Below are 21,040 nucleotides of genomic sequence, written 5' to 3' on the forward strand. Positions count from 1 at the left end.
CTCCACGTTGACGAGTGTCGCGGGCCGATATTGTAGCCCCTTAGCGCTCCCCGCGGTACGGTAGGCGGCAATGCCTTATCCGCAGGAGGAGACACGATGCATGACCGCGGTTGGTGGTGCCTGGCGGCGCTCTCGGGTGCCGTGACGGTCATGGCCGGCGCCTTCGCTGCCCATGCTCTGCAGGGGGCATTGCCCGAGCGCCTGTTCGGCGCCTTCGAGACCGGCGTGCGCTACCAGGCCTGGCACACCCTGGCGATGCTTGGTGTATTGGCCTGGCGTGCGTCGCGACCGATGCGCGGCCAGTATCTGGTATTGGGGCTTTGGACAGCGGGAATGCTGCTGTTCTCCGGCTCTCTCTATGCCATGGCGTTCAGCGGACTTGGCGGCCTGGGCATGCTGACGCCGTTCGGCGGCGTGCTGATGATCGCCGGCTGGCTGGCGCTTGCCCTCTGTGCGCTGCGGGCCCGCTCCGATCAGTCGGAGTCGGGAATGACATAAGTGGCGGTAACCAGCGCCACCGGGCGCTCGTCGCCAGCCGAGAACAGCTGCACTTCACCCACCGCCAAGCGGCGTCCCAGCTTGAGCAGACGCGCCGTGGCGATGATATCGCGATCGCCGCGCGGGCGGCGCAGGAAACGGCAGTGCAGATCGCTGGTGACCGCCATGGGCTCGGGGCCGATCTGACCGAGAATGGCCACGTAGAGGCAGACATCGGCCAGCCCCATCAGGGTGGGCCCGGAGACGCTGGAACCCGGTCGCAGGTGCTCATCCTCGATGGCCAGACTCATGGTCGCCCGCATGTCGTCGACGGCCTCGATGGTCCCGATACGCTGGGGAAACACCTCGTCGAGAAAGTCCTCGATGGCAGCGGCGGTCATTACGGTCATCGGCAGGCTCCTGGTGAGTTGGCTGGCGTGGCTGCCGAAAAGGCAACGCAGCTCAACATAACCCAAAGCGCCCCGGGCGGGTACCCGGGGCGCTTCATGATACTGGCCTCAATCAGGACGGCCGAAGCCAGCCCGGCTGGTGGCTCAGTCTCCGGTGCCCCATGTCACTTTGCCTTGTGCACGGCGCGCCAGTGGTGCAGCAGCGGCTCGGTGTAGCCGGAGGGCTGTACGCGGCCCTTGAAGATCAGGTCGCTGGCCGCCTGGAAGGCGCTTGAGCCGGCATAATCGGCCGACATCGGCGTGTAGGCCGGATCGCCGGCGTTCTGCTCGTCGACCACCTTGGCCATGCGCTCCAGGGTCTTCTTCACGCGCTCTGCATCGACCACGCCATGGTGTAGCCAGTTGGCGATGTGCTGGCTGGAGATGCGCAGCGTGGCTCGATCCTCCATCAGGCCCACGTCATGGATGTCGGGTACCTTGGAGCAGCCCACGCCGTGCTCGACCCAGCGCACCACGTAGCCGAGGATACCCTGGCAGTTATTGTCGAGCTCCTGCTGAATCTCTTCGTCGGACCAGCCGGCCTTCTCGGCCACCGGCACGGTGAGCAGGTTGTCGAGCAGCTCTTCCAGCAGGGCAGGCTCGCCCTGGGCCTCCAGTTCGCGCTGGATCTCGGCGACGTCGATCTGGTGGTAGTGCAGTGCGTGCAGCGTAGCGGCCGTCGGCGACGGCACCCAGGCGGTGTTGGCACCGGCCTTGGGGTGACCGACCTTCTGCTCCAGCATGGCGGCCATCAGGTCAGGCATGGCCCACATGCCCTTGCCGATCTGAGCCCGGCCACGCAGGCCACAGGCCAGGCCGACCAGCACGTTGCTGCGCTCGTAGGCCCCGATCCAGGCGGCGTTCTTCATGTCGCCCTTGCGGATCATCGGGCCCGCTTCCATGGCGGTGTGCATCTCGTCGCCGGTGCGGTCGAGGAAGCCGGTGTTGATGAACACCACGCGGGAGGTGGCCTCGGCGATACACGCCTTGAGGTTGACCGAGGTGCGACGCTCCTCGTCCATGATGCCCATCTTCAGCGTGTCGCGGGCCAGGCCCAGCAGGTTCTCGATGCGACCAAACAGCTCGTTGGAGAAGGCGACTTCCTTGGGACCGTGCATCTTCGGCTTGACGATGTAGACCGAGCCCTGGCGCGAGTTGCGCGGATCGTCCTCGCGCTTCTTGAGATCGTGCATGGCCAGCAGGCTGGTAACGATGCCGTCGAGAATGCCTTCGGGCAGCTCGTTGCCGTCGGCGTCGAGCACCGCCGGAGTGGTCATCAGGTGGCCGACGTTGCGCACGAACATCAGCGAGCGCCCGGGTAGCGTGAGGCTGCCGCCGTCCGGCGTGGTGTAGCGGCGATCGTCGTTGAGACGTCGCGTGAAGGTCTTGCCGCCCTTCTCGATCGCCTCCTCCAGGTCGCCCTTCATCAGCCCCAGCCAGTTGGCGTAGACGCCGACCTTGTCCTCGGCATCAACCGCCGCCACGGAGTCCTCGCAATCCATGATGGCGGTCAGTGCGGCCTCGACCAGCAGGTCCTTGACGCCGGCCGGATCGGTCTTGCCGATCGGATGGCTGGGGTCGATCTGAATCTCCAGGTGCAGATCGTGATTGGCGAGCAGGATCGCCTCGGGGCTGGCGGCATCGCCGCGATAGCCGATCAGCTTGCCCGGCTCCTTCAGCCCGGTCTCGCGGTCCCCCTCGAGGGTCACCACCAGTTGGCCGTCGCGCAACGCATACCTGACCGCGTCACGATGGCTGCCGTTGGCCAACGGGGCGGCCAGATCGAGCACGCCGCGGGCGTAGGCGATGACTTTCTCGCCGCGCTTGGGGTTGAAGCTTGCGCCCTTCTCGGCACCATCCTCCTCGGAGATGGCATCGGTGCCGTAGAGCGCGTCGTAGAGACTGCCCCAACGGGCATTGGCGGCGTTGAGCGCGTAGCGGGCGTTGCTTACCGGTACCACCAGCTGCGGGCCGGCCTGAACGGCGATCTCGCGATCCACGTTAGCGGTGGAAACCGTCACCTGGGAGGGCGTCTCCACCAGGTACCCGATCTCTTCGAGGAAAGCGCGGTAGACGCTCATGTCGCGCACCGGGCCGGGGTTCTGCCGGTGCCAGGTATCCAGCTGCTCCTGCAGGCGCTCGCGCTCGGCGAGCAATTCCCGGTTTTTTGGTGTCAGATCATGAAAGATGGCATCGACCCCGGCCCAGAAGCTCTCGGCATCGAGACCGGTCCCGGGGAGAGCCCGGTCGTTGATGAAGCGGTCCAGTTCAGCGGCCACCTGGAGACGATGGCGTGTGACGCGTTCAGACATGGAAAAGTCTCCTCCTGCGTGGCGGCCGATGTCGTGCGCTCGGCCAGCCGCAATTCGTGGGGTGATACCACTGCGAAGGCGCCAATTCTGTGGAAAACTGTTCCACATGTAAACCCGAAGGAAGGGCTACCCTACTAGACATAGGGTTAAGACCCGGCTTTTTGACCAAACGGTCAAAAAAATGTGGCGTATCACGGTGATAGCTCACCCACAGCATGGTCGGTAGATAAACTTGCTGCACGCTCCGTGCCGCTGTAGACGAAAGGATTCGAGGGGACAATGTCTTGATTCGCTGGAGAACGCCATGACCGACTTCACCCCTCTACAGGCATTGGGGCCGATTGCCCCCTTCCGGGCCGATGGAGAACCTTCGCTGGCCGACTATCTGAGCCACTACGGTCTCGCCCCGCTGCTCTCCGAGCAGATCGGGCTTTATGTGGGTTACGTGGATGCCCAGCGCTACCAGCTGTGGACCCAGGTGTGGAGCCCCGCAGCGCCGATCGGCACGGTCTTCGTCGTGCATGGTTACTACGACCATCTCGGGCTCTACCGGCATCTGCTGGAGCGGCTGCTGACGCGCCGTTGGCGGGTGGTGCTGTGGGATCTACCGGGGCATGGCCTGTCCAGCGGCAAGCGTGCCTGCATCGATGACTTCGCCCACTACGGCGAATGCCTGCATGCCCTGCAGGAGCAGCTGGACGCCGGGGGGCTCGCCCCTCGCCCGTGGCTCGGGATCGGCCAGAGCACCGGCGCCGCCATTCTCGCCACCGATGCCTTGAGCCGTCCCGGCGAAGGTCATTGGTCGGGCCTGGCGCTGCTCGCTCCTCTGGTGCGCCCCTTCGGCTGGCCCCAGGCCGGATGGCTGCACACCCTGGTGGGGCCTTTCGTACAGAGCGTGCCACGCAAGTTCCGCGCCAACTCCACCGATGCCGAGTTTGCCGCCTTCCTGCGCGAACATGATCCGCTGCAGCCGAACCATCTCTCACTCAACTGGGTCAGCGCCATGCGCCGCTGGATGCCCCAGCTACTCGCTCTTCCCCCCTGCGACCTGCCCACCCTGATCCTGCAAGGGGAGCAGGACGTCACGGTGGACTGGGAGTGGAACCTGGCGGTACTGGAGCGCAAGTTTCCCAACGCACGCATACATCGCCACCCGGAAGCGCGACATCACCTGGTCAACGAGGCCGAGCCCATTCGCACCGCCCTGTTCACCGCTCTCGATACTTTCGTTGCCGAATTGGAACTAGGCCCTGCGCCGGCCGCCCAGGAACGCTTCTCCCGATGCTGAGACCTATCGCACTGCTGCTGTTTTTCACTCTGTTCGCCGGTTGCGCCAGCCAGCCACCCGAGCCCGATCCCATTCGCCGAGCACTGCAGAACCTGAGCGACCGCGCCGTGGCCAGGGTGCTGGACGTGGACGCCCTGCAGCCTACCCAGGAGCAGGTACTGCTGCTGGTGTCGCCACAGGTGGATAACAGCCTTGAGATCGGCAGCGAGCGCCTCCTGGAAAGCCTCACCCGCGCCCTGCTGGGCGCCAGCGACGGCCCTCAGGTGCTCGACTGGCGCCCGGCCATGAGCGGCGAAGGCGGCGATCACCAGTGGCGCATGGAGAGCCGCCTGGAAGCCACGGCGCCACGCCTGAGCCTCTCCGATCGCGACCTGCTGCCCTATCGCCTCACCCTGTCGCTCTATCGCCCCGACGGGGAGCGCGCGCTGTGGCAGACCGAGATCGAGGGCGCCTTCGACGCCACGGCGTTGTAGTGCCCCTACCCTTGGCGGAGCTGGCGATCCAACTGCCGATAGCCGATCGCCTCCATCAGCTCGCCACGCTCCGGATGCGGCTTACCAGCCAGGTCGGCCAGGGTCAGCGCCACGCGTAGTACACGGTGGTAGGCCCGCGCCGAGAGGCGCAAGCGCTCGAGCACCCCGGCCAGCCAGGCACGGTCGGCCGTCGACAGGGCGCAGGCCGCTTCCAGCTCGCGCCCGCCCAGGTGAGCGTTGAGCGCACCTCGGGCGTATTGCCGTTCGCGTGCCGCCATGACCCGGGCACGCACCTCTGCCGAGCTTTCACCCACTTCGCGGGACGTGAGCTGCTCCGGTGGCAACGCCGGCACTTCGATCTGCAGGTCGATGCGGTCGAGCAGCGGCCCCGAAAGACGTGACTGGTAGCGCTGAATCTGTGCTGCGGTGCACTGGCAGGCCTGGCGCGGATCGCCCAGGTGGCCGCAGGGGCACGGGTTCATCGCCGCGACGAGTTGGAACCGCGCCGGAAATTTACGCTCGTGGTTGGCGCGGGCGATATGAATGCGCCCCGACTCCATCGGTTCACGCATCACCTCGAGTACGTGGCGGCTGAACTCGGGCAGCTCGTCGAGGAACAGCACGCCGTGATGAGCCAGCGAGATCTCGCCGGGGCGCGGCCAGGAGCCACCTCCGACCAGGGCCACGGCGCTGGCGGTATGGTGCGGCGCACGAAAGGGCCTACGCCCCCACTGCTCGGCCAGAGGCAGGCCGCACACCGAGCGAATGGCGGCGACTTCCAAGGCCTCCTCCTCGGTGAGCTCGGGCAGGATGCCGGGCAGGCGGCTCGCCAGCATGGTCTTGCCGGTACCGGGCGGGCCGGCGAACAGCAGGTTGTGCGAACCGGCCGCGGCGATCTCCAGCGCACGGCGCGCCTGATGCTGGCCGCGCACCTCGGCCAGATCACCCTCGCGGGTATCGGCGACGGGCGGCGTTTCGAGACGGTGCGCGGCGATCGGCTTCTGCCCCAGCAGATGGGCCATCACGTCGAGCAGGTGCTCGGCCGGCAGCACCTGCAGGTCGCCGGCCAGCGCCGCCTCGTCGGCGTTCTCCCTGGGCACGATCAGCTTGCGCCCGGCCTTGCGTGCGGCCAGCGCCAGAGGCAGCACCCCGTTGATGGGACGCAGGCGGCCGTCCAGCGCCAGCTCGCCGACGCTTTCGATACCCTCGACCGCCTCGCCGGGTACTTGACCGGAGGCGATCAGGATGCCCAGCGCGATGGGCAAGTCGAAGCGCCCGCCGACCTTGGGCAGGTCGGCGGGCGCCAGGTTGAGTACGATCCTGCGGGTATTGGGGAAGTCGAAGCCGGCATTGGTGAGGGCGCTGCGCACCCGCTCGCGGCTCTCCTTGACGGCGGCCTCGGGCAGGCCCACCAGGGTCATCCCCGGCAGGCCATTGGCCAGGTGTACCTCGACCTGTACCTCGGGCGCTTCCAGCCCCAGGCCGGCCCGTGTGGCAACGATCGCCAGCATCGTGCGGTCCCTCGCAGTCCATTAGAGAAGGGCTAGATACTAGCACTGTGCCGCAACGGGCTCTCCACGCTGGCTCAGCGCTTGGCTTCGTCGGCCGCGGCTTGGTCTTCGTCGAAGCCTTCTGGCGGCGTAAGGCTCGCCCGGGGCGCAGGGGTGTCGCGGGCTGCCAGCGCCTCTTCCAATGCCGCGACCTGCTGCTCCAGCGCTTCGACCCGGATCCGCGTGCGCTGCATCACGTCCATGAGGATGTCGAAATCTTCCCGCGACACCAGCTCCAGGCGATCGAAGGCCCCGCGCACGACCTGCTGCACGCCCTTCTGAAACTCCTCCGGCGCCTGGGCCGCCCCCTGCAGGCGCTCGCCTAGCTGCTGCGCCAGTCGGCTGATGGGGTCCTGATTCGCCATGGTGCGCTCCTCCTGTTTGGCCTGCTCATGTTGGACTACAGCATACGCAAGGCCCCGCCACCGCGCATTCCCTTCTCTCGCCCTCTCATGACGCAGGCGCACCATGAGCCAGCACCACTCTGGTGCACGACCGCAGAACCGGCTGCGCCATTGCGGCGCAAGACATGCCACTAGGTACCGGCAACTACATGTTTCATCGCACATAAAAATGGATTGGCACGTTCCGCGCATGGGGAGAGGTACAGCCGGCTGGCGACCCCCGCCGCCCCTATTTCCAGCAGGGAGAAACGCGATGAAGCTCATCACCGCCATCATCAAGCCATTCAAGCTCGACGACGTTCGTGAGGCGCTGGCCGACAACGGCGTCCAGGGCATCACCGTAACCGAAGTGAAAGGCTTCGGGCGCCAGAAGGGTCACACAGAGCTCTACCGCGGCGCCGAATACGTGGTCGATTTCCTGCCCAAGGTGAAGGTCGAGGTCGCCGTGGACGACTCACGTCTGGAATCGGTGCTGGATGCCATCTGCAGCGCAGCCAACAGCGGCAAGATCGGCGACGGCAAGGTCTTCGTGACCCCGCTGGAGGATGTGATCCGCATCCGCACCGGCGAACGCGGCGCCGAGGCCGTGTAACGCCCCCTACAACAACTCGCAGCAACAAGAGCGATGGAGTAACTCCCATGAGTGAACTTGCCGAGTTGAGCTATGCGCTCGACACCTTCTACTTCCTGATCTGCGGCGTGCTGGTGATGTGGATGGCCGCGGGCTTCTCGATGCTCGAGGCCGGACTGGTGCGGGCCAAGAACACCGCCGAGATCCTGACCAAGAACATCGCCCTGTTCGCCATCGCCTGCACCATGTACCTGCTGGTGGGCTACGCCATCATGTATTCGAGCGATGCTGGCGGCATCCTGCCCAACCTGGGCGTACTGATCGGCGCCGAGAATGGCGTGGACGCGGTCACCGCCGGCGGCGACGATGCCCCCTACTACTCCATGCGTGCCGACTTCTTCTTCCAGGTGGTATTCGTCGCCACCGCCATGTCGATCGTCTCGGGTGCCGTGGCCGAGCGCATGAAGCTGTGGGCCTTCCTCGCCTTCGCCGTGGTCATGACCGGCGTCATCTATCCGGTCTCGGGCTACTGGACCTGGGGTGGCGGCTGGCTCTCCGAGCTGGGCTTCTCCGACTATGCCGGCTCCGGCATCGTGCACATGGCCGGTGCGGCCGCGGCGCTTGCCGGTGTGCTGATCCTCGGCCCACGCAAGGGCAAGTACGGCAAGGACGGCAGCATCCATGCCATTCCCGGTGCCAACCTGCCGCTGGCCACCGTGGGTACCTTCATCCTGTGGATGGGCTGGTTCGGCTTCAACGGCGGCTCCGAGCTCAAGCTCTCCGACGTGGCCTCGGCCAACAATGTGGCTCAGGTACTGGTCAACACCAACGCCGCTGCGGCTGGGGGGGTCATCGCCGCACTGATCCTGGCCAAGCTGTGGTTCCGCAAGGCCGACCTGACCATGGCGTTGAACGGCGCCCTGGCCGGCCTGGTGGCGATCACCGCCGGCCCGCTGACGCCCTCGGCGCTGGGCGCCACGCTGATCGGCGCCGTGGGCGGGATCATCGTGGTGGCTGCCATCGTGATGCTGGACAAGCTGAAGATCGACGATCCGGTCGGCGCCATCTCGGTGCACGGCGTGGTCGGCATCTGGGGCCTGCTGGCAGTGCCGCTGTCCAACGGCGACGCCACCTTTGGCGCTCAGATCATCGGTGCGATTGCCATCTTCGCCTGGATCTTCGCCGCCAGCCTGGCCGTGTGGCTGATCATCAAGGCGATCATGGGCGTTCGCGTCAGTGACGAGGAGGAGTACGAGGGGGTCGATCTGGCCGAATGCGGCATGGAAGCCTATCCCGAGTTCAGCGTCGCCCGGGTCTACGGCGGCAGCGGCGGCCGCCCGCAGTCCGGCGGCTACGGCGTCGGTGCGCCGCTCGGCCAGCCCCACGCCGAGTAAGCGCGACAATCTTGGCACAAGGCTCCCTGCGGGGAGCCTTTTTTCTTCCTGCCAGCGGCGGTGTATGCTTGGAGCCAACTGCTACCGTATCAACCGGGTCCGACCTGCGGACTCTGCCCGACCATGAGGAAACAGACCATGAAACTGGTGACCGCCATCATCAAGCCGTTCAAGCTCGACGACGTTCGCGAGTCGCTTTCGGAGATCGGCGTCCAGGGCATCACCGTCACCGAGGTGAAGGGCTTCGGCCGCCAGAAAGGCCACACCGAGCTCTACCGCGGCGCCGAGTACGTGGTCGACTTCCTGCCCAAGGTTAAGGTCGAGATCGCCATCGACGACGACCTCGTCGAGCAGGTGATCGACGCCATCACCCAGGTCGCCAATACCGGCAAGATCGGCGACGGCAAGATCTTCATCACCCCGCTGGAGCAGGTCATTCGCATCCGCACCGGCGAAACCGGCAAGGACGCCGTATAGACCCTAGACCCAGGTCGCGCCTACACATTCAGCAAGATCGGCGACGGCAAGATCTTCATCACCCCGCTGGAGCAGGTCATTCGCATCCGCACCGGCGAAACCGGCAAGGACGCCGTATAGACCCTAGACCCAGGTCGCGCCTACACATTCAGCAAGATCGGCGACGGCAAGATCTTCATCACCCTGCTGGAGCAGGTCATTCGCATCCGCACCGGCGAAACCGGCAAGGACGCGGTGTAACAACTGGGAAGCCAGCAAGCAAAAAACCCACGACCGCGAGGCCGTGGGTTTTTTGAAGCGTCGGCAAGCGCCGAAACGTCTTGAGCGCCCGAAACGTGAGCGAGCGTCCTTTTTTACTTCTCGACGAAGGCGCGCTCGATCACGTAATCCCCCGGCTCGCCCATACGCGGCGAGATGTTGAAGCCCAGATCGTCGAGCAGTGCGCTGGTCTCGTCGAGCATCGCAGGGCTGCCGCAGATCATGGCGCGGTCCTGCTTGGGGTCCATCGGTGCTACGCCGGTGTCCTCGAACAGCTTGCCGCTGCGGATATGGTCGGTGAGGCGTCCCATGGTGTGGAACTCTTCGCGGGTCACGGTGGGGTAGTAGACCAGCTTCTCGCGGATCTCGTCGCCCAGGTACTCATGCGCCGGCAGCTCCTGCTGGATGAAGTCGGCATAGGCCAGTTCGCTGACGCTGCGTACGCCGTGCACCAGAATCACTTTCTCGAAGCGCTCGTACACTTCCGGATCCTGGATCAGGCTCATGAACGGCGCCAGGCCGGTGCCGGTGGAAAGGAAGTAGAGGTTGCGCCCCGGCAGCAGATCGTCGGTGACCAGGGTGCCGGTGGGCTTGCGGCTGACCATGATCTGGTCGCCCACCTTGAGGTGCTGCAGGCGCGAGGTCAGCGGGCCGTCGGGTACCTTGATGCTGAAGAACTCGAGGTGGTCCTCGTAGTTGGGGCTGGCGATGGAGTAGGCGCGCATCAGCGGCTTGCCATTCACTTCCAGACCGATCATCACGAACTGACCGTTCTTGAAGCGCAGACTGCGCTCGCGGGTGGTGCGGAAGCTGAACAGGGTGTCGTTCCAGTGATGGACGCTAAGCACCTCTTCCAACGCAAACTTGCTCATGCCGGCTCCTTTCTATTCCAATTTCGAATAACTCAAAGGGCAAATCGATTTGCTTGCATTATAAGAGCGCAAGGTTTATCTGTTAATTGGATTGTATGGATAACCTTTATCCAGACCACTGATATAGATCAACGCCAGGCTTATTCATGCACTTCACCCTGCGCCAGCTCGAGGTCTTCGTCGCCGTCGCCCAGCACGAGAGCGTCTCGCGTGCCGCGCGCGCCCTCTCCCTATCGCAGTCGGCCACCAGCACCGCCCTGGCCGAACTCGAGCGCCAGTTCGACTGCCAGCTGCTCGACCGCGTCGGCAAGCGGCTGCGGCTCAATGCACTAGGCTTCCAGCTGCTGCCCAAGGCGGTGGCACTGCTCGACCGTGCTGACGAAATCGAGGAGATCCTGCACGGCCAGCAGGGCATCGGCTCGCTCGACGTGGGCGCCACTCTGACCATCGGCAATTACTTGGCGACGCTGCTGATCAGCGACTTCATGCAGCGTCACCCGGGCAGCCGAGTGCGGCTTGCAGTGCGCAATACGCGGGAAATCGTCGACCGCGTGCGCCAGCACGAGCTCGATCTGGGGCTGATCGAGGGGCACTGCGAGGAGGAGGACGTCATTACCCAGCCCTGGGTGGAGGACGAGCTGTCGGTGTTCTGTTCGCCGCGCCATCCGCTGGCAGGACAGGGACCGGTGGAGCTCGACCGCCTGCTGCGTGAGGCGTGGATCATGCGCGAGCAGGGCTCGGGCACGCGCATGACGCTGGAACAGGCCGCGCGTCACCGACGCGGACGCTTCAACACCCTACTTGAGCTGGAACATACCGAGGGCATCAAGCGGGCGGTGGAGTCGGGGCTCGGCATCGGTTGCGTGTCGAAGCTGGCGCTGCGCGACGCCTTCCGCCGCGGCAGCCTGGTGCCGATTGCCACGCCGGAGCTCGACCTGAGCCGTCAGTTCGCCTTCATCTGGCACCGCCACAAGTACCTGGCCACCGGCATGCGCGAGTTCTTGCGCCTGTGTCGGCAAATGACCGAAGGCGTCAGGCGCAGCGACGAGATCGACCTGCCGCCGGTATCCTGACGCCCTTGTCGCCGCTAGCGGCGTTCGCTCAAGCGAAAGCCGCCCACGACCCTGGCCAGGCGATCGGCCTGCTCGCTGAGCTGCTCGGCGGCGGTGGTCGATTCCTCCACCAGCGCCGCGTTCTGCTGGGTCATGCGGTCGAGGTCGGCCACCGCCACACTGACCTGGCCGATGCCATCGCTCTGCTCGGCGGCGGCCATGCTGATCTCACCGAGCATATGCGCCACCCGGTTCACGCTGGCCACCAGTTCGTGCATGCTCTCGCCGGCGCGACCCACCAGCTCGGCGCCGTTGGCGACACGCTGGGTCGAGGCATCGATCAGTGCGCGGATGTCACGCGAGGCCTCGGCGCTGCGCGTGGCGAGCTGGCGAACCTCACCGGCCACCACGGCAAAGCCGCGGCCATGCTCGCCGGCCCGTGCAGCCTCGACCGAGGCATTGAGCGCCAGCAGGTTGGTCTGGAAGGCGATGCCGTCGATGACCTTGACGATTTCGCCGATCTGCTCCGACGAGCGGCTGATCTCGTCCATGGTATCCACCACTTGGCCGACCGTCTCCCCCGAACGCTGAGCGACCTCGGAGGCCGTTTTCGACAGGCCGTTGGCCTCGCGCGAGGACGTCGAGGTGTGTTCGACGGTGGCGGAGATCTCCTCCATCGAGGCCGAGGTCTGCTGCAGGCTGGCGGCGGCCTGCTCGGTGCGCCGTGACAGGTCCTCGCCGCCGCTGGCGATTTCGCTGGCCGCCACGCGCACCGACTCGCTGCTGTCACGCACGTCGAGCAGCACGTCGTGGATCTTGTCGACGAAGGCGTTGAACTGGGTGGCGAGTTCGGCACTCTCGTCGCGCCCACGCACCGGCAGTCGCTGGGTCAGATCGCCATCGCCACTGGCGATCTCACGCATGCGCTCGGCCAGCAACCGCAGCGGCCGCGAGACCCGGGTGCCGACCCACCACAGCGCGGCGAGTCCCAGCGCCGCCAGTAACAGGCCGACCAGCGCCATGCCCAGGGTATCGGCGCGACGCTGCTCACCCAGCACCTCCTGCAGGGTCGCAAGCTCTGCCATGACGGCCTCCTCGGGCAGGCGGATCAGCAGCGTCCAGGGCGCGTCGCTATCGCCGATAGTGAAAGGCTGGTAGCGTTCGAGCAGGCCCTCGCGCACCAGACTCACGCTCACACCCTCCGTGCGCGCCTGCTCGATGGCGGCGAGCACATCGCCATCGAATGCCTCGCTCGCCGCTGCGCCGAGCCGCTCGGCATCGGCGGTATGCGCCACCAGGCCGCCGCGCCCCGCGATCAGCGCCATCTCGCCCGCCCCACCGTAGAGCGACTGATTGGCCTCGAGCAGCAGCGCCTGGATGAAGTCGAGCGCCAGGTCGACCCCGGCAACGCCGCGAAACTCGCCGTCGACCAGAATCGGCACATTGAACGACGTGACCAGCAGCGTCTCGTCGCCATACTCGTAGGGCGCCGGGTCGATGATGCAGGGGGCCAGGGTCTCGCGCGGGCAGAGATAGTACTCGCCTTCACGTACGCCGCTGGCGAGCACCGCGGTGCTCTCCATGGTCCCACCCAGCGGCAGCACCTCGACCTCACCGTCGCCGCTACGATACCACCAGGGCATGAAGCGGCCGCTGCCATCGTAGCCATCGCTTTCGCCAAGGTCGGCATACAGCGCGTCGCGGCCGAAGGCGTCGGGCTCCCAGCCGATGAAGGCATCCAGCAGCGATGGGTTCTCGACGACGGTCTGGCGCACCAGGTTGGAGAGTTCGCGACGGCTCAGCGAGAGGGCACGGCGGCCGCTGGCATCCTGCTGCCCCATCAGCGCATTGGTGTCGGCCAACTGAGTCGCCAGCGTCAGCGCATGCTCGAGTTCACGCTGAATGCGTCCGGCCTCGGCATCGGCCAGTACCGCCAGGCGTTCGTCGATCGCTCCCTCGAGCAGCTCGCGGGTATGGGCCTCGACGGTCTGCTGGGTACGCGCCGAGGAGAACAGGCCGTAGAGGACCAGGGCCACGACCACGGCCAACAGGCAGGGGCCGGCCAGCAGGACAACGAACTGGCGGATCGATTTGAGGTGCATGGGCGCTCTCGCTGAAATAGAAGCCGGTAATCGCGAAGAAAACTTCGCTTTCATGGCTCTCTTATCGGCAAGAACGCCCCCATCTTGAGACGAAAGTTTGAGGATGGATGGGATCAGCGCATATCGCTGACAGCCTGCTGGATGTCGTTTAGCGGCGCCTTGGACAGGTCCTTGTCCAGGGTATGGATAACCAGCTTGCTGGTCGGACCGTCGAGCTTGTCGCGCAGCACACCCAGGAAGCGTGGCGGTGCCACCAGGATCAACTTGTCCATGCTGTTGTCGACCCGGGCCTTGTAGATGCGCTCGGCGATCTGCTTGGCGAAGATCTCGGCTTCGTGATCCAGAGCCACGCTGTCTCCCCGACTGGAGCGCCGGGTCTGAGAGGTCGATTCATCCATGGCGCCCGTGGCGCCCGTCACCAAGTCTCCCTCGTGCAGCCGCCCTTCGGCGTGTACCAGACTCTCTTTCTCCTCCAGCTTGAGCGCATCGCGTGTAAACACGCGAGCCCGCGCCGCATCGGCCACCACGATATACGTTGTCATAGCCTCTCCTTGAGTCGGGTTGAAGTCAAAGCCCGCCTTCCCGTTGCGGACTCTCTATCTCCAAAATGGCAAGCAGACTCTCAAGGGTCAACCGGTTACAGCACCTTGCCCCGCAGCAGGCCGGTCACCGCCTCGCCGATCAAGACGAGCACCACGATGGCGATCAGGATGGTGGCTACCGTGGGCCAGGCGAAGGTGTCGATGGCACCCTGCAGGATCACCCCGATGCCGCCGGCGCCGACCAGGCCCAGCACCGTCGATTCGCGAATGTTGATGTCCCAGCGCAGGATGACGATGGCAAAGAAGGCCGGCATCACCTGCGGCACGATGGCATAGGCGATCACCTTGGCCTTGGACGCACCGGTGGCCTCCATGGCCTCCACCGGGCGGCGGTCGATCTCTTCGATCGCTTCGCCCATCAGCTTGCCGATGAAGCCCACCGAGCGAAACATGATGGCGAGTATTCCGGCCAGTACTCCCGGGCCGAAGATTGCCACGAACAGCAGTGCCCAGATGATGGTGTTCACCGAGCGGCTGGCGACCAGGATGAAGCGGCCCAGCCACAGGCAGGCACGGTTGGGAGTGGTGTTCTGGGCGGCAATGTAGGAGACCGGCAGCGCAATGAAGATCGTCAGCGCGGTGGCCAGCGTGGCGATGTGCACCGTCTCGAGCAGCGCATTGACGATCGCCGCCAAACGCGAGGGGTCGGGCGGCCACATGCGCGCACCGAGGCTCGATATCTGGTTGGGCGCGTCCCACACCCAGGGCCAGAAGATATCGATGTCGCGCACCGCCCAGTAGACCACCATCACGGTGGCCAACAGCACGGCGTAGCGGATCATGCGCTGTTTGCGGTCATAGCGTCGCCACACGCGGTCGGCCAAGGCGCCGGCACGATCTACCATATCTTCTTCCTCACCCAGCCGCTGATGCCTTCACTGACCAGAATCACCGCAATGATCGTGAGCAGGATGGCAAAGGCAAAATCGTAGTCGTAACGCCCGAAGGCGTTCATCAAGGTACCGCCAATGCCGCCGGCACCGACGATGCCGACCACCGCCGAAGCGCGCAGGTTACTGTCGAGCTGGTACATGGAGAGCCCTACCTGGCGCGGCAGGATCTGCGGGAATACGGCGTAGACCAGGGTGGCGAGGTAGCCCGCGCCAGCGGCCTTCATCGCCTCGACCTGGCCCCAGTCGATCTCCTCGATCTCCTCGGCCAGCAGTTTGCCGACGAAGCCGATCGAATAGATCGTCAGGGTGAGGATACCGGCCAGGGGCCCGAAACCCACCGCGGCGACGAACAGGATGGCGACGATCACCGGATGGAAGCTGCGCGAGACGATGATCACCGCGCGCCCGAGCAGGTAGATGGGCTTGGGCGCCACGTTCTTGGCAGCCATCACGGCAAAGGGAATCGACAGCGCCACGCCGAGCAGCGTGGCCAGGATGGCGATCTGGAAGCTCTCCTTGAAGCCGGTGAGCAGCAGTTCGCTGCGCTCGAAGCTGGGCGGAAAGCCGCCGCCGAAGATACGCGCCGCTCGCGGCAGGCCCTCGCTGATGCGCTCCCAGTTGAACGGCAGCGAGCCGAACGCCCACACCAGATAGACGAGTATCGCCAGCCACAGCCCATAGCGCAGTAACGGGCTGGCAATGAAGGGCGGCTTGCGCCAGGTGCGCGGCGCACCGACAGGGTCAGGTGGAGTCATGCGCCACTCCCTGTCTCGAGCGGCCAGGCTCCGCGGTGATCTCGTCCTCAGCGGCTTCGATGCCGCCATAGATGGCGTCCAGCGCCTCCTTGGTGAAGTCGGCCGGGACGCCGTCGAAGATCATTTTCCCATGGCGTAGTCCGACGATGCGCTCGGTATAGGCCTTGGCCTGGGCCACATTGTGGATATTGATCAATACCGGCAGCGAGAGCTCACTGGCCAGGCTCTGCAGCAGTTTCATGATCTGCTCGGAGGTGCGCGGATCGAGCGAGGCCGTCGGCTCGTCGGCGAGCAGGATCTCGGGCTCCTGCATCAGCGCCCGCACCACACCGACACGCTGGCGCTCGCCGCCGGAGAGTTCGTCGGCACGCTTGTTGGCGTAGTGGGCGATGCCCACCCGCTCCATCAGCTGGAAGGCACGCTCGATGTCGCTCTGGGGATAGCGCCGGGTAACGGCCTGGAAAAGATTGACGTAGCCGAGTCGGCCAGCCAGCACGTTCTCCATCACCGTCAATCGGTCGATCAGGTTGAAGCCCTGGAAGACCATGCCGATCTTGCGTCGAGCCCGGCGCAACTCGCGCCCTTTGAGGTTGACCAGCTCGGTGCCGTTGAGCCGGATCGAGCCCGAGGTCGGCTCCACCAGGCGGTTGATGCAGCGCAGCAGGGTACTCTTGCCGGCACCGGAGGCACCGACGATTGACACTACGCTGCTTCCTTCTACCTTCAGGTCGAGCTCTTCCAGTACCGGCTTGTCACGGCCGTAGCGCTTGACCAGTCGCGTTATTTCCAGCATGCCACTCCCTCATACCACCAGGAACGAGGGGCCCCGGCCATGCCGAGAGCCCCGACGCAGTTCACCAGACTTACTCCTGGTCCAGGTTCTCGGGAGTGTATTCGACTCCGTTGGCGTTCTGGATGGTACGGATGACCTTCCAGTGTTCCTGATAGTTGATGGGGATGAACTTCTCGACACCCTCGAACTCGTCGCCCAGCTCGGTGCCCTCGAACTCAAAGGAGAAGAAGGCCTCCTCGATCTTGTCGACCAGGTCGGGGTGCAGGTTGTGAGCATAGGTATACGAAGTAGTGGGGAAGCGATCCGACTCGAAGATCATGCGCACCTCCTCGGGATCGTAGAGGCCACGGGCGGCCATGCGCTCGACCACCTCGGAAGCCACCGGGGCGGCATCGTAGTCGCGGGCGACCACGCCGAGCATCGACTGATCGTGGCTGCCGGAGTAGACCACCTCGTAGTCCTCTTCGGGTACGACCCCCAACTCGGGAAACAGGGCACGCGGCGCCTGGTTGCCGGAGTTGGAGGTCGGCGAGGTGTGCGCAATGCGCTTACCCTTGAGATCCTCCAACTCCTCGATGTCGGAGTCGACGTGGGTGTAGACCTGCAGGGTGTAGCCGAACTGGCCGTCGTCGGAGCCCATCAGGGCGAAAGGCACCGCCCCCGCCAGGTTGACGGCAAACGGCGTCGGCCCGGTTGAGAAGCCTGCGATGTGAAGTCGTCCGCTGCGCATGGCCTCGACCTGCGCCGAGTTGGACTGCACGGCGAAGAAGCGCACGTCGCGCCCGGTCACTTCCTTCAGGTGGTCGATGAAGGGCTGCCAGATATCGGAGTAGATGGCCGGATCCTCCACCGGGGTATAGGCGAAGATCAGCGTATCGGGATCGACCCATTCGGATTCGTCGCTGGGACGGTCGGCCACCAGGTCGCCATCCTCGTCACAGTAGATCTGGTCCAGGTCGCCGCGCTGGCAATCGGACTGAGCCTGCGCCTGGGCGGGCAACAGCAGAAGCAGCGGCAGCAGTGAGGTGAAGGCCAGCGTGGCGAAGGGGGAACGACGGAACGTCCTGATAGTTGTCATTGGCGTGTCTCTCTGTATCACTGTCATTATGTTGTTGTCAGCGATGGCGGGAGCGAAAATGCCCAGGAAAGCCGCTCATCTGCTCGAAAGCGAACACGGTAAGGCCCATATGATCGCAAACGAAACTAACCAACAATCTAGGTAGTATGCCAACACGATGTCAATCCGATTTCACTCCGCTTTGGGCCAACGCCACAACCGCTACCTGCTGATGCGGCATGGCCACAGCCAGGCCAATGCCCGTCACTTGATCATCAGCACGCCGGCCCGGGGTCTGGCGGAATATGGCCTCTCCGAGCAAGGCGAAGCGCAGCTGGACGCGCTGCTCGCCGACTGGCGCTGGCCGGCTCCTACCCACATTCTGCACTCGGACTTCCTGCGCACCACGCAAACCGCCAGGCGAGTGGCCGCTCACTTCGGCCTCGAGATGCAGGCCGAGCCGCGCCTGCGCGAGCGCGACTTCGGCGAACTCGAGGGCGCGGCGGACAGCCGCTATCGTGACGTCTGGGTCCATGATGCGCGCAGCCCCGAGCACCACGAATACGGGGTCGAGAGCGTGGCCAGCGTCGCCGCCCGCATGCAGGGCGTGATCGCCTCGCTGGAGCAGGCACTGCGGGGCGAGACCGTACTGCTGGTCAGCCACGGCGACCCGCTGCAGATCATGCTGACCGCCCTCGAAGGTCGCCTGCTGACGGAGCATCGCGACCGCGAAGCGCTGCTGCCGGCCGGCATCGCTGTGCTCGATTGATCGGGACATCGACAGGACGGCTGACGCTCGGCGTCTTCTGGGGTAGCATCGGCTTTCCGGCAGGGATGCCGGCCACATCATCGTACTGCGAAGCATCCACGGGAGGACCCCGATGCGACAGTTCCTGTTTCCCCGCCGCCCGATGTCCCGGGGCGTGCTGCTCCTGATTCACTTCGGTCTGCAGGCTGGCCTGCTGACTTACGCCCTGCTGTGGCTGCTGCCGCGCAGTCCTTGGTTCGGCGCGGTCGAATGGCACCTGGCCTGGCCCAGCCTGGCGCTGGGAGTCGGGCTCTGGCTGGCCGCGACCCTCGTTTTGCGCCTGCTGATCGAGCTCTGCCTGCTGCCGCATCACCTCGCCAACCGCACCGGTTTTGCCCCGGGCGACATGGTCACCCGCTCCTTCGAGCGCCGCCCGGCGGTGCACGACAGCCAAGCGGCCTGGACCAGCGAGGCACGCCCGGTGGAAACCGAGCCCAGTGTTCTCGGCAACGCACGCGTGACACGGCCCGCCGAGCCTCTCAAGCCTCAGGGCAGCCTCTGAGCTAGCCGGGCCTAAACGGAATGCGCGGCCGGCCCCGTAGAGTGAGGCGGCCGCGCAGGGCCCAGACCTCAGTGACCGAGGATCTGACTGAGGAAGAGCTGCGTCCGCTCGGACTGCGGATTGTTGAAGAAGGGCTCCGGGGCGTTCTCCTCGATAATCTGGCCCTGGTCCATGAAGATCACGCGGTCGGCCACGGTCTTGGCAAAGCCCATCTCGTGGGTCACGCAGAGCATGGTCATGCCCTCGTTGGCCAGCTCCACCATGACGTCGAGCACCTCCTTGATCATCTCCGGGTCGAGCGCCGAGGTAGGCTCGTCGAACAGCATCACGTCGGGATGCATGCACAGCGAGCGGGCAATCGCCACGCGCTGCTGCTGCCCGCCCGAGAGCTGGCCGGGATACTTGCGCGCCTGCTCGGCGATCTTGACCCGCTCCAGGTACTGCATGGCGAGCCGCTCCGCCTCGCGGCGTGGCTTCTTCTGAACCCACATCGGTGAGAGGCAGCAGTTCTCCAGTACCGTCAGGTGCGGGAAGAGATTGAAGTGCTGGAATACCATGCCTACGCTGCGGCGGATCTGCTCGATGCGCTTGACGTCCTGGGTCAGCGGCACGCCGCCGACCACGATCTCGCCGGCCTGGTGCTCCTCGAGATGGTTGATGCAGCGGATCAGCGTCGACTTGCCCGAGCCCGAGGGCCCGCAGATGACGATCCGCTCGCCCCGCTTGACCTCTAGGTTGATGTCGCGCAGTACATGGAAGTCGCCGTACCACTTGTTGACGCCGCGCATCTCGACCATCAGGGTCTCCGCGCCGGCCTGGGTTGCCTGTTCAGTCATTGTTCTAGTTCCTATCTCTTATGGCCGGTGTGAAGTTTCCGCTCGAGGTACTGGCTATAGCGCGACATGCTGAAACAGAAGATCCAGAACATGAACGCGGCGAACACGTAGCCCTCCAGGGAGAAGCCCAGCCAGCGGGAATCCGACAGCGCTGCCTGCACGATGCCGAGCAGGTCGAACAGCCCGATGATCATTACCAGGGTGGTGTCCTTGAACAGCGAGATGAAGGTGTTGACGATGCCGGGGATCATCAACTTCAGCGCCTGGGGCAGCACGATCAGGCCCATGCGCATCCAGTAGCTCATGCCCAGCGCCGCCGCCGCCTCCTCCTGGCCACGGGGAATCGCCTGCAGCCCGCCGCGGATGACCTCGGCCATATAGGCGCTCTGGAACAGGGTGATGCCGATGAAGGCCCGGATCAGGCGGTCGACGCTGACCCCGGTAGGCATGAACAGCGGCAGCATCACCGAGGCCATGAACAGCACCGTGATCAGCGGCACGCCGCGCCAGAACTCGATGAACACCACGCAGAAGCTCTTGACGATGGGCATCTGTGAGCGTCGCCCGAGTGCCAGCAGGATGCCGATCGGCAGCGCACCGACCATCCCCACCACGGCCAGCACCAGGGTCAGCATCAGCCCGCCCCAGCGGTGGGTTTCCACCACCCGCAGGCCGAAATGCCCGCCGTAGAGCATGAAGTAGGCGAACACCGGGAAGGCCACGAGGGTGGCCAGCGCCACCCAGCGCTTGAGCGGCAGCCGCGGGATCATCAGCCAGGCGATCAGGGCGGCGAACACGGCGAAGGTCAGGTTGATCCGCCAGAGTTCGTCGCGCGGGTAGAGGCCGTAGATGAACTGGCCGATACGCGCATTGACGAAGACCCAACAGGCGCCTTCACGGGAACAGTCGTCGCGGCTGGTGCCGATCCAGTCGGCATTGATGAAGGCCCACTGGATCGTAGGCGTCAGCAGCAGGTAGAGCAGATAGAGCCCCAGCAGGGTGAAGATCGTGTTCACCGGCCCACTGAACAGATTGGCCCGCAGCCAGGCCACCGGGCCGATGGTATTGCCGGGCGCCGGTCGCGCCTCGATCATCTTGTGTTGAATCGTCATGGC

General features: G+C 65.2%; 22 protein-coding genes and 1 pseudogene. 10 read left to right on the forward strand and 13 right to left on the reverse strand.

Annotated elements, in window-relative coordinates:
* The first annotated feature begins 96 nt into the window (after positions 1 to 96).
* A complete protein-coding gene (locus HNO53_RS20355) occupies positions 97 to 498 on the forward strand; it encodes a DUF423 domain-containing protein (RefSeq protein WP_209474733.1) in 402 nt (133 codons plus the stop codon).
* Here HNO53_RS20355 and HNO53_RS20360 read toward each other — a convergent pair.
* The gene (locus tag HNO53_RS20360; RefSeq protein WP_209474734.1) at positions 474 to 887 is read right to left on the reverse strand and encodes a PaaI family thioesterase; all 414 of its coding nucleotides are present in this window, start codon (positions 885 to 887) and stop codon (positions 474 to 476) included. The two genes, HNO53_RS20355 and HNO53_RS20360, sit on opposite strands and share 25 nt — an antisense overlap.
* Positions 888 to 1,051: 164 nt before the next feature.
* Complete coding sequence (locus HNO53_RS20365) at positions 1,052 to 3,238, reverse strand: malate synthase G (protein WP_209474736.1); 2,187 nt, start codon at positions 3,236 to 3,238, stop codon at positions 1,052 to 1,054.
* Positions 3,239 to 3,542: 304 nt separating this feature from the next.
* Here HNO53_RS20365 and HNO53_RS20370 point away from each other — a divergent pair, with 304 nt between their 5' ends.
* Positions 3,543 to 4,526, forward strand: a complete 984-nt coding sequence (locus tag HNO53_RS20370) for an alpha/beta hydrolase (protein WP_209474738.1) — start codon at positions 3,543 to 3,545, stop codon at positions 4,524 to 4,526.
* Positions 4,520 to 4,999, forward strand: a complete 480-nt coding sequence (locus HNO53_RS20375; protein WP_209474739.1) for a hypothetical protein — start codon at positions 4,520 to 4,522, stop codon at positions 4,997 to 4,999. Before HNO53_RS20370 ends, HNO53_RS20375 begins: the two co-directional genes overlap by 7 nt.
* 5 nt (positions 5,000 to 5,004) lie before the next feature.
* On the opposite strand, the gene HNO53_RS20380 is transcribed toward HNO53_RS20375, so the two are convergent.
* Together HNO53_RS20380 and HNO53_RS20385 are read right to left on the reverse strand one after the other, a co-directional pair.
* The gene (locus tag HNO53_RS20380) at positions 5,005 to 6,510 is read right to left on the reverse strand and encodes a YifB family Mg chelatase-like AAA ATPase (protein WP_209474742.1); all 1,506 of its coding nucleotides are present in this window, start codon (positions 6,508 to 6,510) and stop codon (positions 5,005 to 5,007) included.
* 74 nt (positions 6,511 to 6,584) lie between these two features.
* Positions 6,585 to 6,914: an accessory factor UbiK family protein gene (locus HNO53_RS20385; protein ID WP_209474744.1), complete on the reverse strand. Its 330-nt coding sequence runs from the start codon at positions 6,912 to 6,914 to the stop codon at positions 6,585 to 6,587.
* A gap of 292 nt (positions 6,915 to 7,206) precedes the next feature.
* Here HNO53_RS20385 and HNO53_RS20390 point away from each other — a divergent pair, with 292 nt between their 5' ends.
* The 4 genes and pseudogenes from HNO53_RS20390 to HNO53_RS20410 form a co-directional block, all read left to right on the forward strand.
* Complete coding sequence (locus HNO53_RS20390) at positions 7,207 to 7,545, forward strand: P-II family nitrogen regulator (protein ID WP_209474746.1); 339 nt, start codon at positions 7,207 to 7,209, stop codon at positions 7,543 to 7,545.
* A 47-nt stretch (positions 7,546 to 7,592) separates the two neighbouring features.
* Positions 7,593 to 8,918, forward strand: coding sequence for an ammonium transporter (locus HNO53_RS20395; RefSeq protein ID WP_209474749.1), 1,326 nt, complete (start codon positions 7,593 to 7,595; stop codon positions 8,916 to 8,918).
* A gap of 138 nt (positions 8,919 to 9,056) precedes the next feature.
* On the forward strand, positions 9,057 to 9,395 hold the full coding sequence (gene glnK, locus HNO53_RS20400; RefSeq protein WP_086509163.1) for a P-II family nitrogen regulator: 339 nt from the start codon (positions 9,057 to 9,059) through the stop codon (positions 9,393 to 9,395).
* Between the two features lie 153 nt (positions 9,396 to 9,548).
* Positions 9,549 to 9,635 (forward strand): annotated as a pseudogene (locus tag HNO53_RS20410) (P-II family nitrogen regulator); the annotation flags it as partial.
* A 113-nt stretch (positions 9,636 to 9,748) separates the two neighbouring features.
* On the opposite strand, the gene HNO53_RS20415 reads toward HNO53_RS20410, so the two are convergent.
* Positions 9,749 to 10,525 carry a ferredoxin--NADP reductase gene (locus HNO53_RS20415; protein ID WP_209474751.1) on the reverse strand — a complete coding sequence of 259 codons (777 nt, stop codon included), beginning with the start codon at positions 10,523 to 10,525 and terminating at the stop codon, positions 9,749 to 9,751.
* A gap of 146 nt (positions 10,526 to 10,671) precedes the next feature.
* On the opposite strand from HNO53_RS20415, the gene HNO53_RS20420 reads away from it, so the two are divergent.
* On the forward strand, positions 10,672 to 11,598 hold the full coding sequence (locus HNO53_RS20420) for a LysR family transcriptional regulator (RefSeq protein WP_209474753.1): 927 nt from the start codon (positions 10,672 to 10,674) through the stop codon (positions 11,596 to 11,598).
* A 14-nt stretch (positions 11,599 to 11,612) separates the two neighbouring features.
* Here the strand turns inward: HNO53_RS20420 and HNO53_RS20425 are convergent, their stop codons facing one another.
* The 6 genes from HNO53_RS20425 to phnD all read right to left on the reverse strand — a co-directional run bounded on the left by HNO53_RS20425 (position 11,613) and on the right by phnD (position 17,800).
* Complete coding sequence (locus HNO53_RS20425; RefSeq protein WP_209474755.1) at positions 11,613 to 13,679, reverse strand: methyl-accepting chemotaxis protein; 2,067 nt, start codon at positions 13,677 to 13,679, stop codon at positions 11,613 to 11,615.
* Positions 13,680 to 13,792: 113 nt separating this feature from the next.
* Positions 13,793 to 14,221 carry a host attachment protein gene (locus HNO53_RS20430; RefSeq protein ID WP_209474757.1) on the reverse strand — a complete coding sequence of 143 codons (429 nt, stop codon included), beginning with the start codon at positions 14,219 to 14,221 and terminating at the stop codon, positions 13,793 to 13,795.
* A gap of 95 nt (positions 14,222 to 14,316) precedes the next feature.
* Complete coding sequence (gene phnE, locus HNO53_RS20435; RefSeq protein ID WP_209474759.1) at positions 14,317 to 15,126, reverse strand: phosphonate ABC transporter, permease protein PhnE; 810 nt, start codon at positions 15,124 to 15,126, stop codon at positions 14,317 to 14,319.
* The gene (phnE, locus tag HNO53_RS20440; protein ID WP_209474761.1) at positions 15,120 to 15,929 is read right to left on the reverse strand and encodes a phosphonate ABC transporter, permease protein PhnE; all 810 of its coding nucleotides are present in this window, start codon (positions 15,927 to 15,929) and stop codon (positions 15,120 to 15,122) included. Before phnE (HNO53_RS20440) ends, phnE (HNO53_RS20435) begins: the two co-directional genes overlap by 7 nt.
* Positions 15,916 to 16,722, reverse strand: a complete 807-nt coding sequence (gene phnC / locus HNO53_RS20445; RefSeq protein ID WP_209474763.1) for a phosphonate ABC transporter ATP-binding protein — start codon at positions 16,720 to 16,722, stop codon at positions 15,916 to 15,918. Before phnC ends, phnE (HNO53_RS20440) begins: the two co-directional genes overlap by 14 nt.
* Before the next feature lie 70 nt (positions 16,723 to 16,792).
* Positions 16,793 to 17,800 carry a phosphate/phosphite/phosphonate ABC transporter substrate-binding protein gene (gene phnD, locus HNO53_RS20450; RefSeq protein WP_209474764.1) on the reverse strand — a complete coding sequence of 336 codons (1,008 nt, stop codon included), beginning with the start codon at positions 17,798 to 17,800 and terminating at the stop codon, positions 16,793 to 16,795.
* Positions 17,801 to 17,957: 157 nt separating this feature from the next.
* On the opposite strand from phnD, the gene HNO53_RS20455 reads away from it, so the two are divergent.
* Both HNO53_RS20455 and HNO53_RS20460 read left to right on the forward strand, forming a co-directional pair.
* Positions 17,958 to 18,548 (forward strand): histidine phosphatase family protein, encoded by a 591-nt coding sequence (locus HNO53_RS20455; RefSeq protein WP_209474766.1) that lies wholly within the window; start codon positions 17,958 to 17,960, stop codon positions 18,546 to 18,548.
* Between the two features lie 112 nt (positions 18,549 to 18,660).
* A complete protein-coding gene (locus tag HNO53_RS20460) occupies positions 18,661 to 19,089 on the forward strand; it encodes a hypothetical protein (protein ID WP_209474768.1) in 429 nt (142 codons plus the stop codon).
* A 68-nt stretch (positions 19,090 to 19,157) separates the two neighbouring features.
* On the opposite strand, the gene HNO53_RS20465 is transcribed toward HNO53_RS20460, so the two are convergent.
* Together HNO53_RS20465 and HNO53_RS20470 are read right to left on the reverse strand one after the other, a co-directional pair.
* Positions 19,158 to 19,886 (reverse strand): amino acid ABC transporter ATP-binding protein, encoded by a 729-nt coding sequence (locus HNO53_RS20465; RefSeq protein WP_209478738.1) that lies wholly within the window; start codon positions 19,884 to 19,886, stop codon positions 19,158 to 19,160.
* A gap of 50 nt (positions 19,887 to 19,936) precedes the next feature.
* The gene (locus tag HNO53_RS20470; protein ID WP_209474770.1) at positions 19,937 to 21,037 is read right to left on the reverse strand and encodes an amino acid ABC transporter permease; all 1,101 of its coding nucleotides are present in this window, start codon (positions 21,035 to 21,037) and stop codon (positions 19,937 to 19,939) included.
* Between the last annotated feature and the right edge of the window lie 3 nt (positions 21,038 to 21,040).

Source organism: Billgrantia antri (assembly GCF_017868935.1).
GTDB classification, from domain to species: domain Bacteria; phylum Pseudomonadota; class Gammaproteobacteria; order Pseudomonadales; family Halomonadaceae; genus Halomonas; species Halomonas antri.

What these genes read in the sequence shown, in the direction of transcription:
- HNO53_RS20390 (WP_209474746.1), top strand. Translation starts at nt 7,207, where the DNA reads ATGAAGCTCATCACCGCCATCATCAAGCCATTCAAGCTCGACGACGTT.
- HNO53_RS20425 (WP_209474755.1), bottom strand. Translation starts at nt 13,679, where the DNA reads ATGCACCTCAAATCGATCCGCCAGTTCGTTGTCCTGCTGGCCGGCCCC.
- HNO53_RS20460 (WP_209474768.1), top strand. Translation starts at nt 18,661, where the DNA reads ATGCGACAGTTCCTGTTTCCCCGCCGCCCGATGTCCCGGGGCGTGCTG.
- phnC (WP_209474763.1), bottom strand. Translation starts at nt 16,722, where the DNA reads ATGCTGGAAATAACGCGACTGGTCAAGCGCTACGGCCGTGACAAGCCG.
- HNO53_RS20385 (WP_209474744.1), bottom strand. Translation starts at nt 6,914, where the DNA reads ATGGCGAATCAGGACCCCATCAGCCGACTGGCGCAGCAGCTAGGCGAG.
- HNO53_RS20430 (WP_209474757.1), bottom strand. Translation starts at nt 14,221, where the DNA reads ATGACAACGTATATCGTGGTGGCCGATGCGGCGCGGGCTCGCGTGTTT.
- HNO53_RS20420 (WP_209474753.1), top strand. Translation starts at nt 10,672, where the DNA reads ATGCACTTCACCCTGCGCCAGCTCGAGGTCTTCGTCGCCGTCGCCCAG.
- glnK (WP_086509163.1), top strand. Translation starts at nt 9,057, where the DNA reads ATGAAACTGGTGACCGCCATCATCAAGCCGTTCAAGCTCGACGACGTT.
- HNO53_RS20465 (WP_209478738.1), bottom strand. Translation starts at nt 19,886, where the DNA reads ATGGTCGAGATGCGCGGCGTCAACAAGTGGTACGGCGACTTCCATGTA.
- HNO53_RS20455 (WP_209474766.1), top strand. Translation starts at nt 17,958, where the DNA reads ATGTCAATCCGATTTCACTCCGCTTTGGGCCAACGCCACAACCGCTAC.
- phnE (WP_209474759.1), bottom strand. Translation starts at nt 15,126, where the DNA reads ATGGTAGATCGTGCCGGCGCCTTGGCCGACCGCGTGTGGCGACGCTAT.
- HNO53_RS20415 (WP_209474751.1), bottom strand. Translation starts at nt 10,525, where the DNA reads ATGAGCAAGTTTGCGTTGGAAGAGGTGCTTAGCGTCCATCACTGGAAC.
- phnE (WP_209474761.1), bottom strand. Translation starts at nt 15,929, where the DNA reads ATGACTCCACCTGACCCTGTCGGTGCGCCGCGCACCTGGCGCAAGCCG.
- HNO53_RS20365 (WP_209474736.1), bottom strand. Translation starts at nt 3,238, where the DNA reads ATGTCTGAACGCGTCACACGCCATCGTCTCCAGGTGGCCGCTGAACTG.
- HNO53_RS20370 (WP_209474738.1), top strand. Translation starts at nt 3,543, where the DNA reads ATGACCGACTTCACCCCTCTACAGGCATTGGGGCCGATTGCCCCCTTC.
- HNO53_RS20470 (WP_209474770.1), bottom strand. Translation starts at nt 21,037, where the DNA reads ATGACGATTCAACACAAGATGATCGAGGCGCGACCGGCGCCCGGCAAT.
- HNO53_RS20355 (WP_209474733.1), top strand. Translation starts at nt 97, where the DNA reads ATGCATGACCGCGGTTGGTGGTGCCTGGCGGCGCTCTCGGGTGCCGTG.
- HNO53_RS20375 (WP_209474739.1), top strand. Translation starts at nt 4,520, where the DNA reads ATGCTGAGACCTATCGCACTGCTGCTGTTTTTCACTCTGTTCGCCGGT.
- HNO53_RS20360 (WP_209474734.1), bottom strand. Translation starts at nt 887, where the DNA reads ATGACCGTAATGACCGCCGCTGCCATCGAGGACTTTCTCGACGAGGTG.
- HNO53_RS20395 (WP_209474749.1), top strand. Translation starts at nt 7,593, where the DNA reads ATGAGTGAACTTGCCGAGTTGAGCTATGCGCTCGACACCTTCTACTTC.
- phnD (WP_209474764.1), bottom strand. Translation starts at nt 17,800, where the DNA reads ATGACAACTATCAGGACGTTCCGTCGTTCCCCCTTCGCCACGCTGGCC.
- HNO53_RS20380 (WP_209474742.1), bottom strand. Translation starts at nt 6,510, where the DNA reads ATGCTGGCGATCGTTGCCACACGGGCCGGCCTGGGGCTGGAAGCGCCC.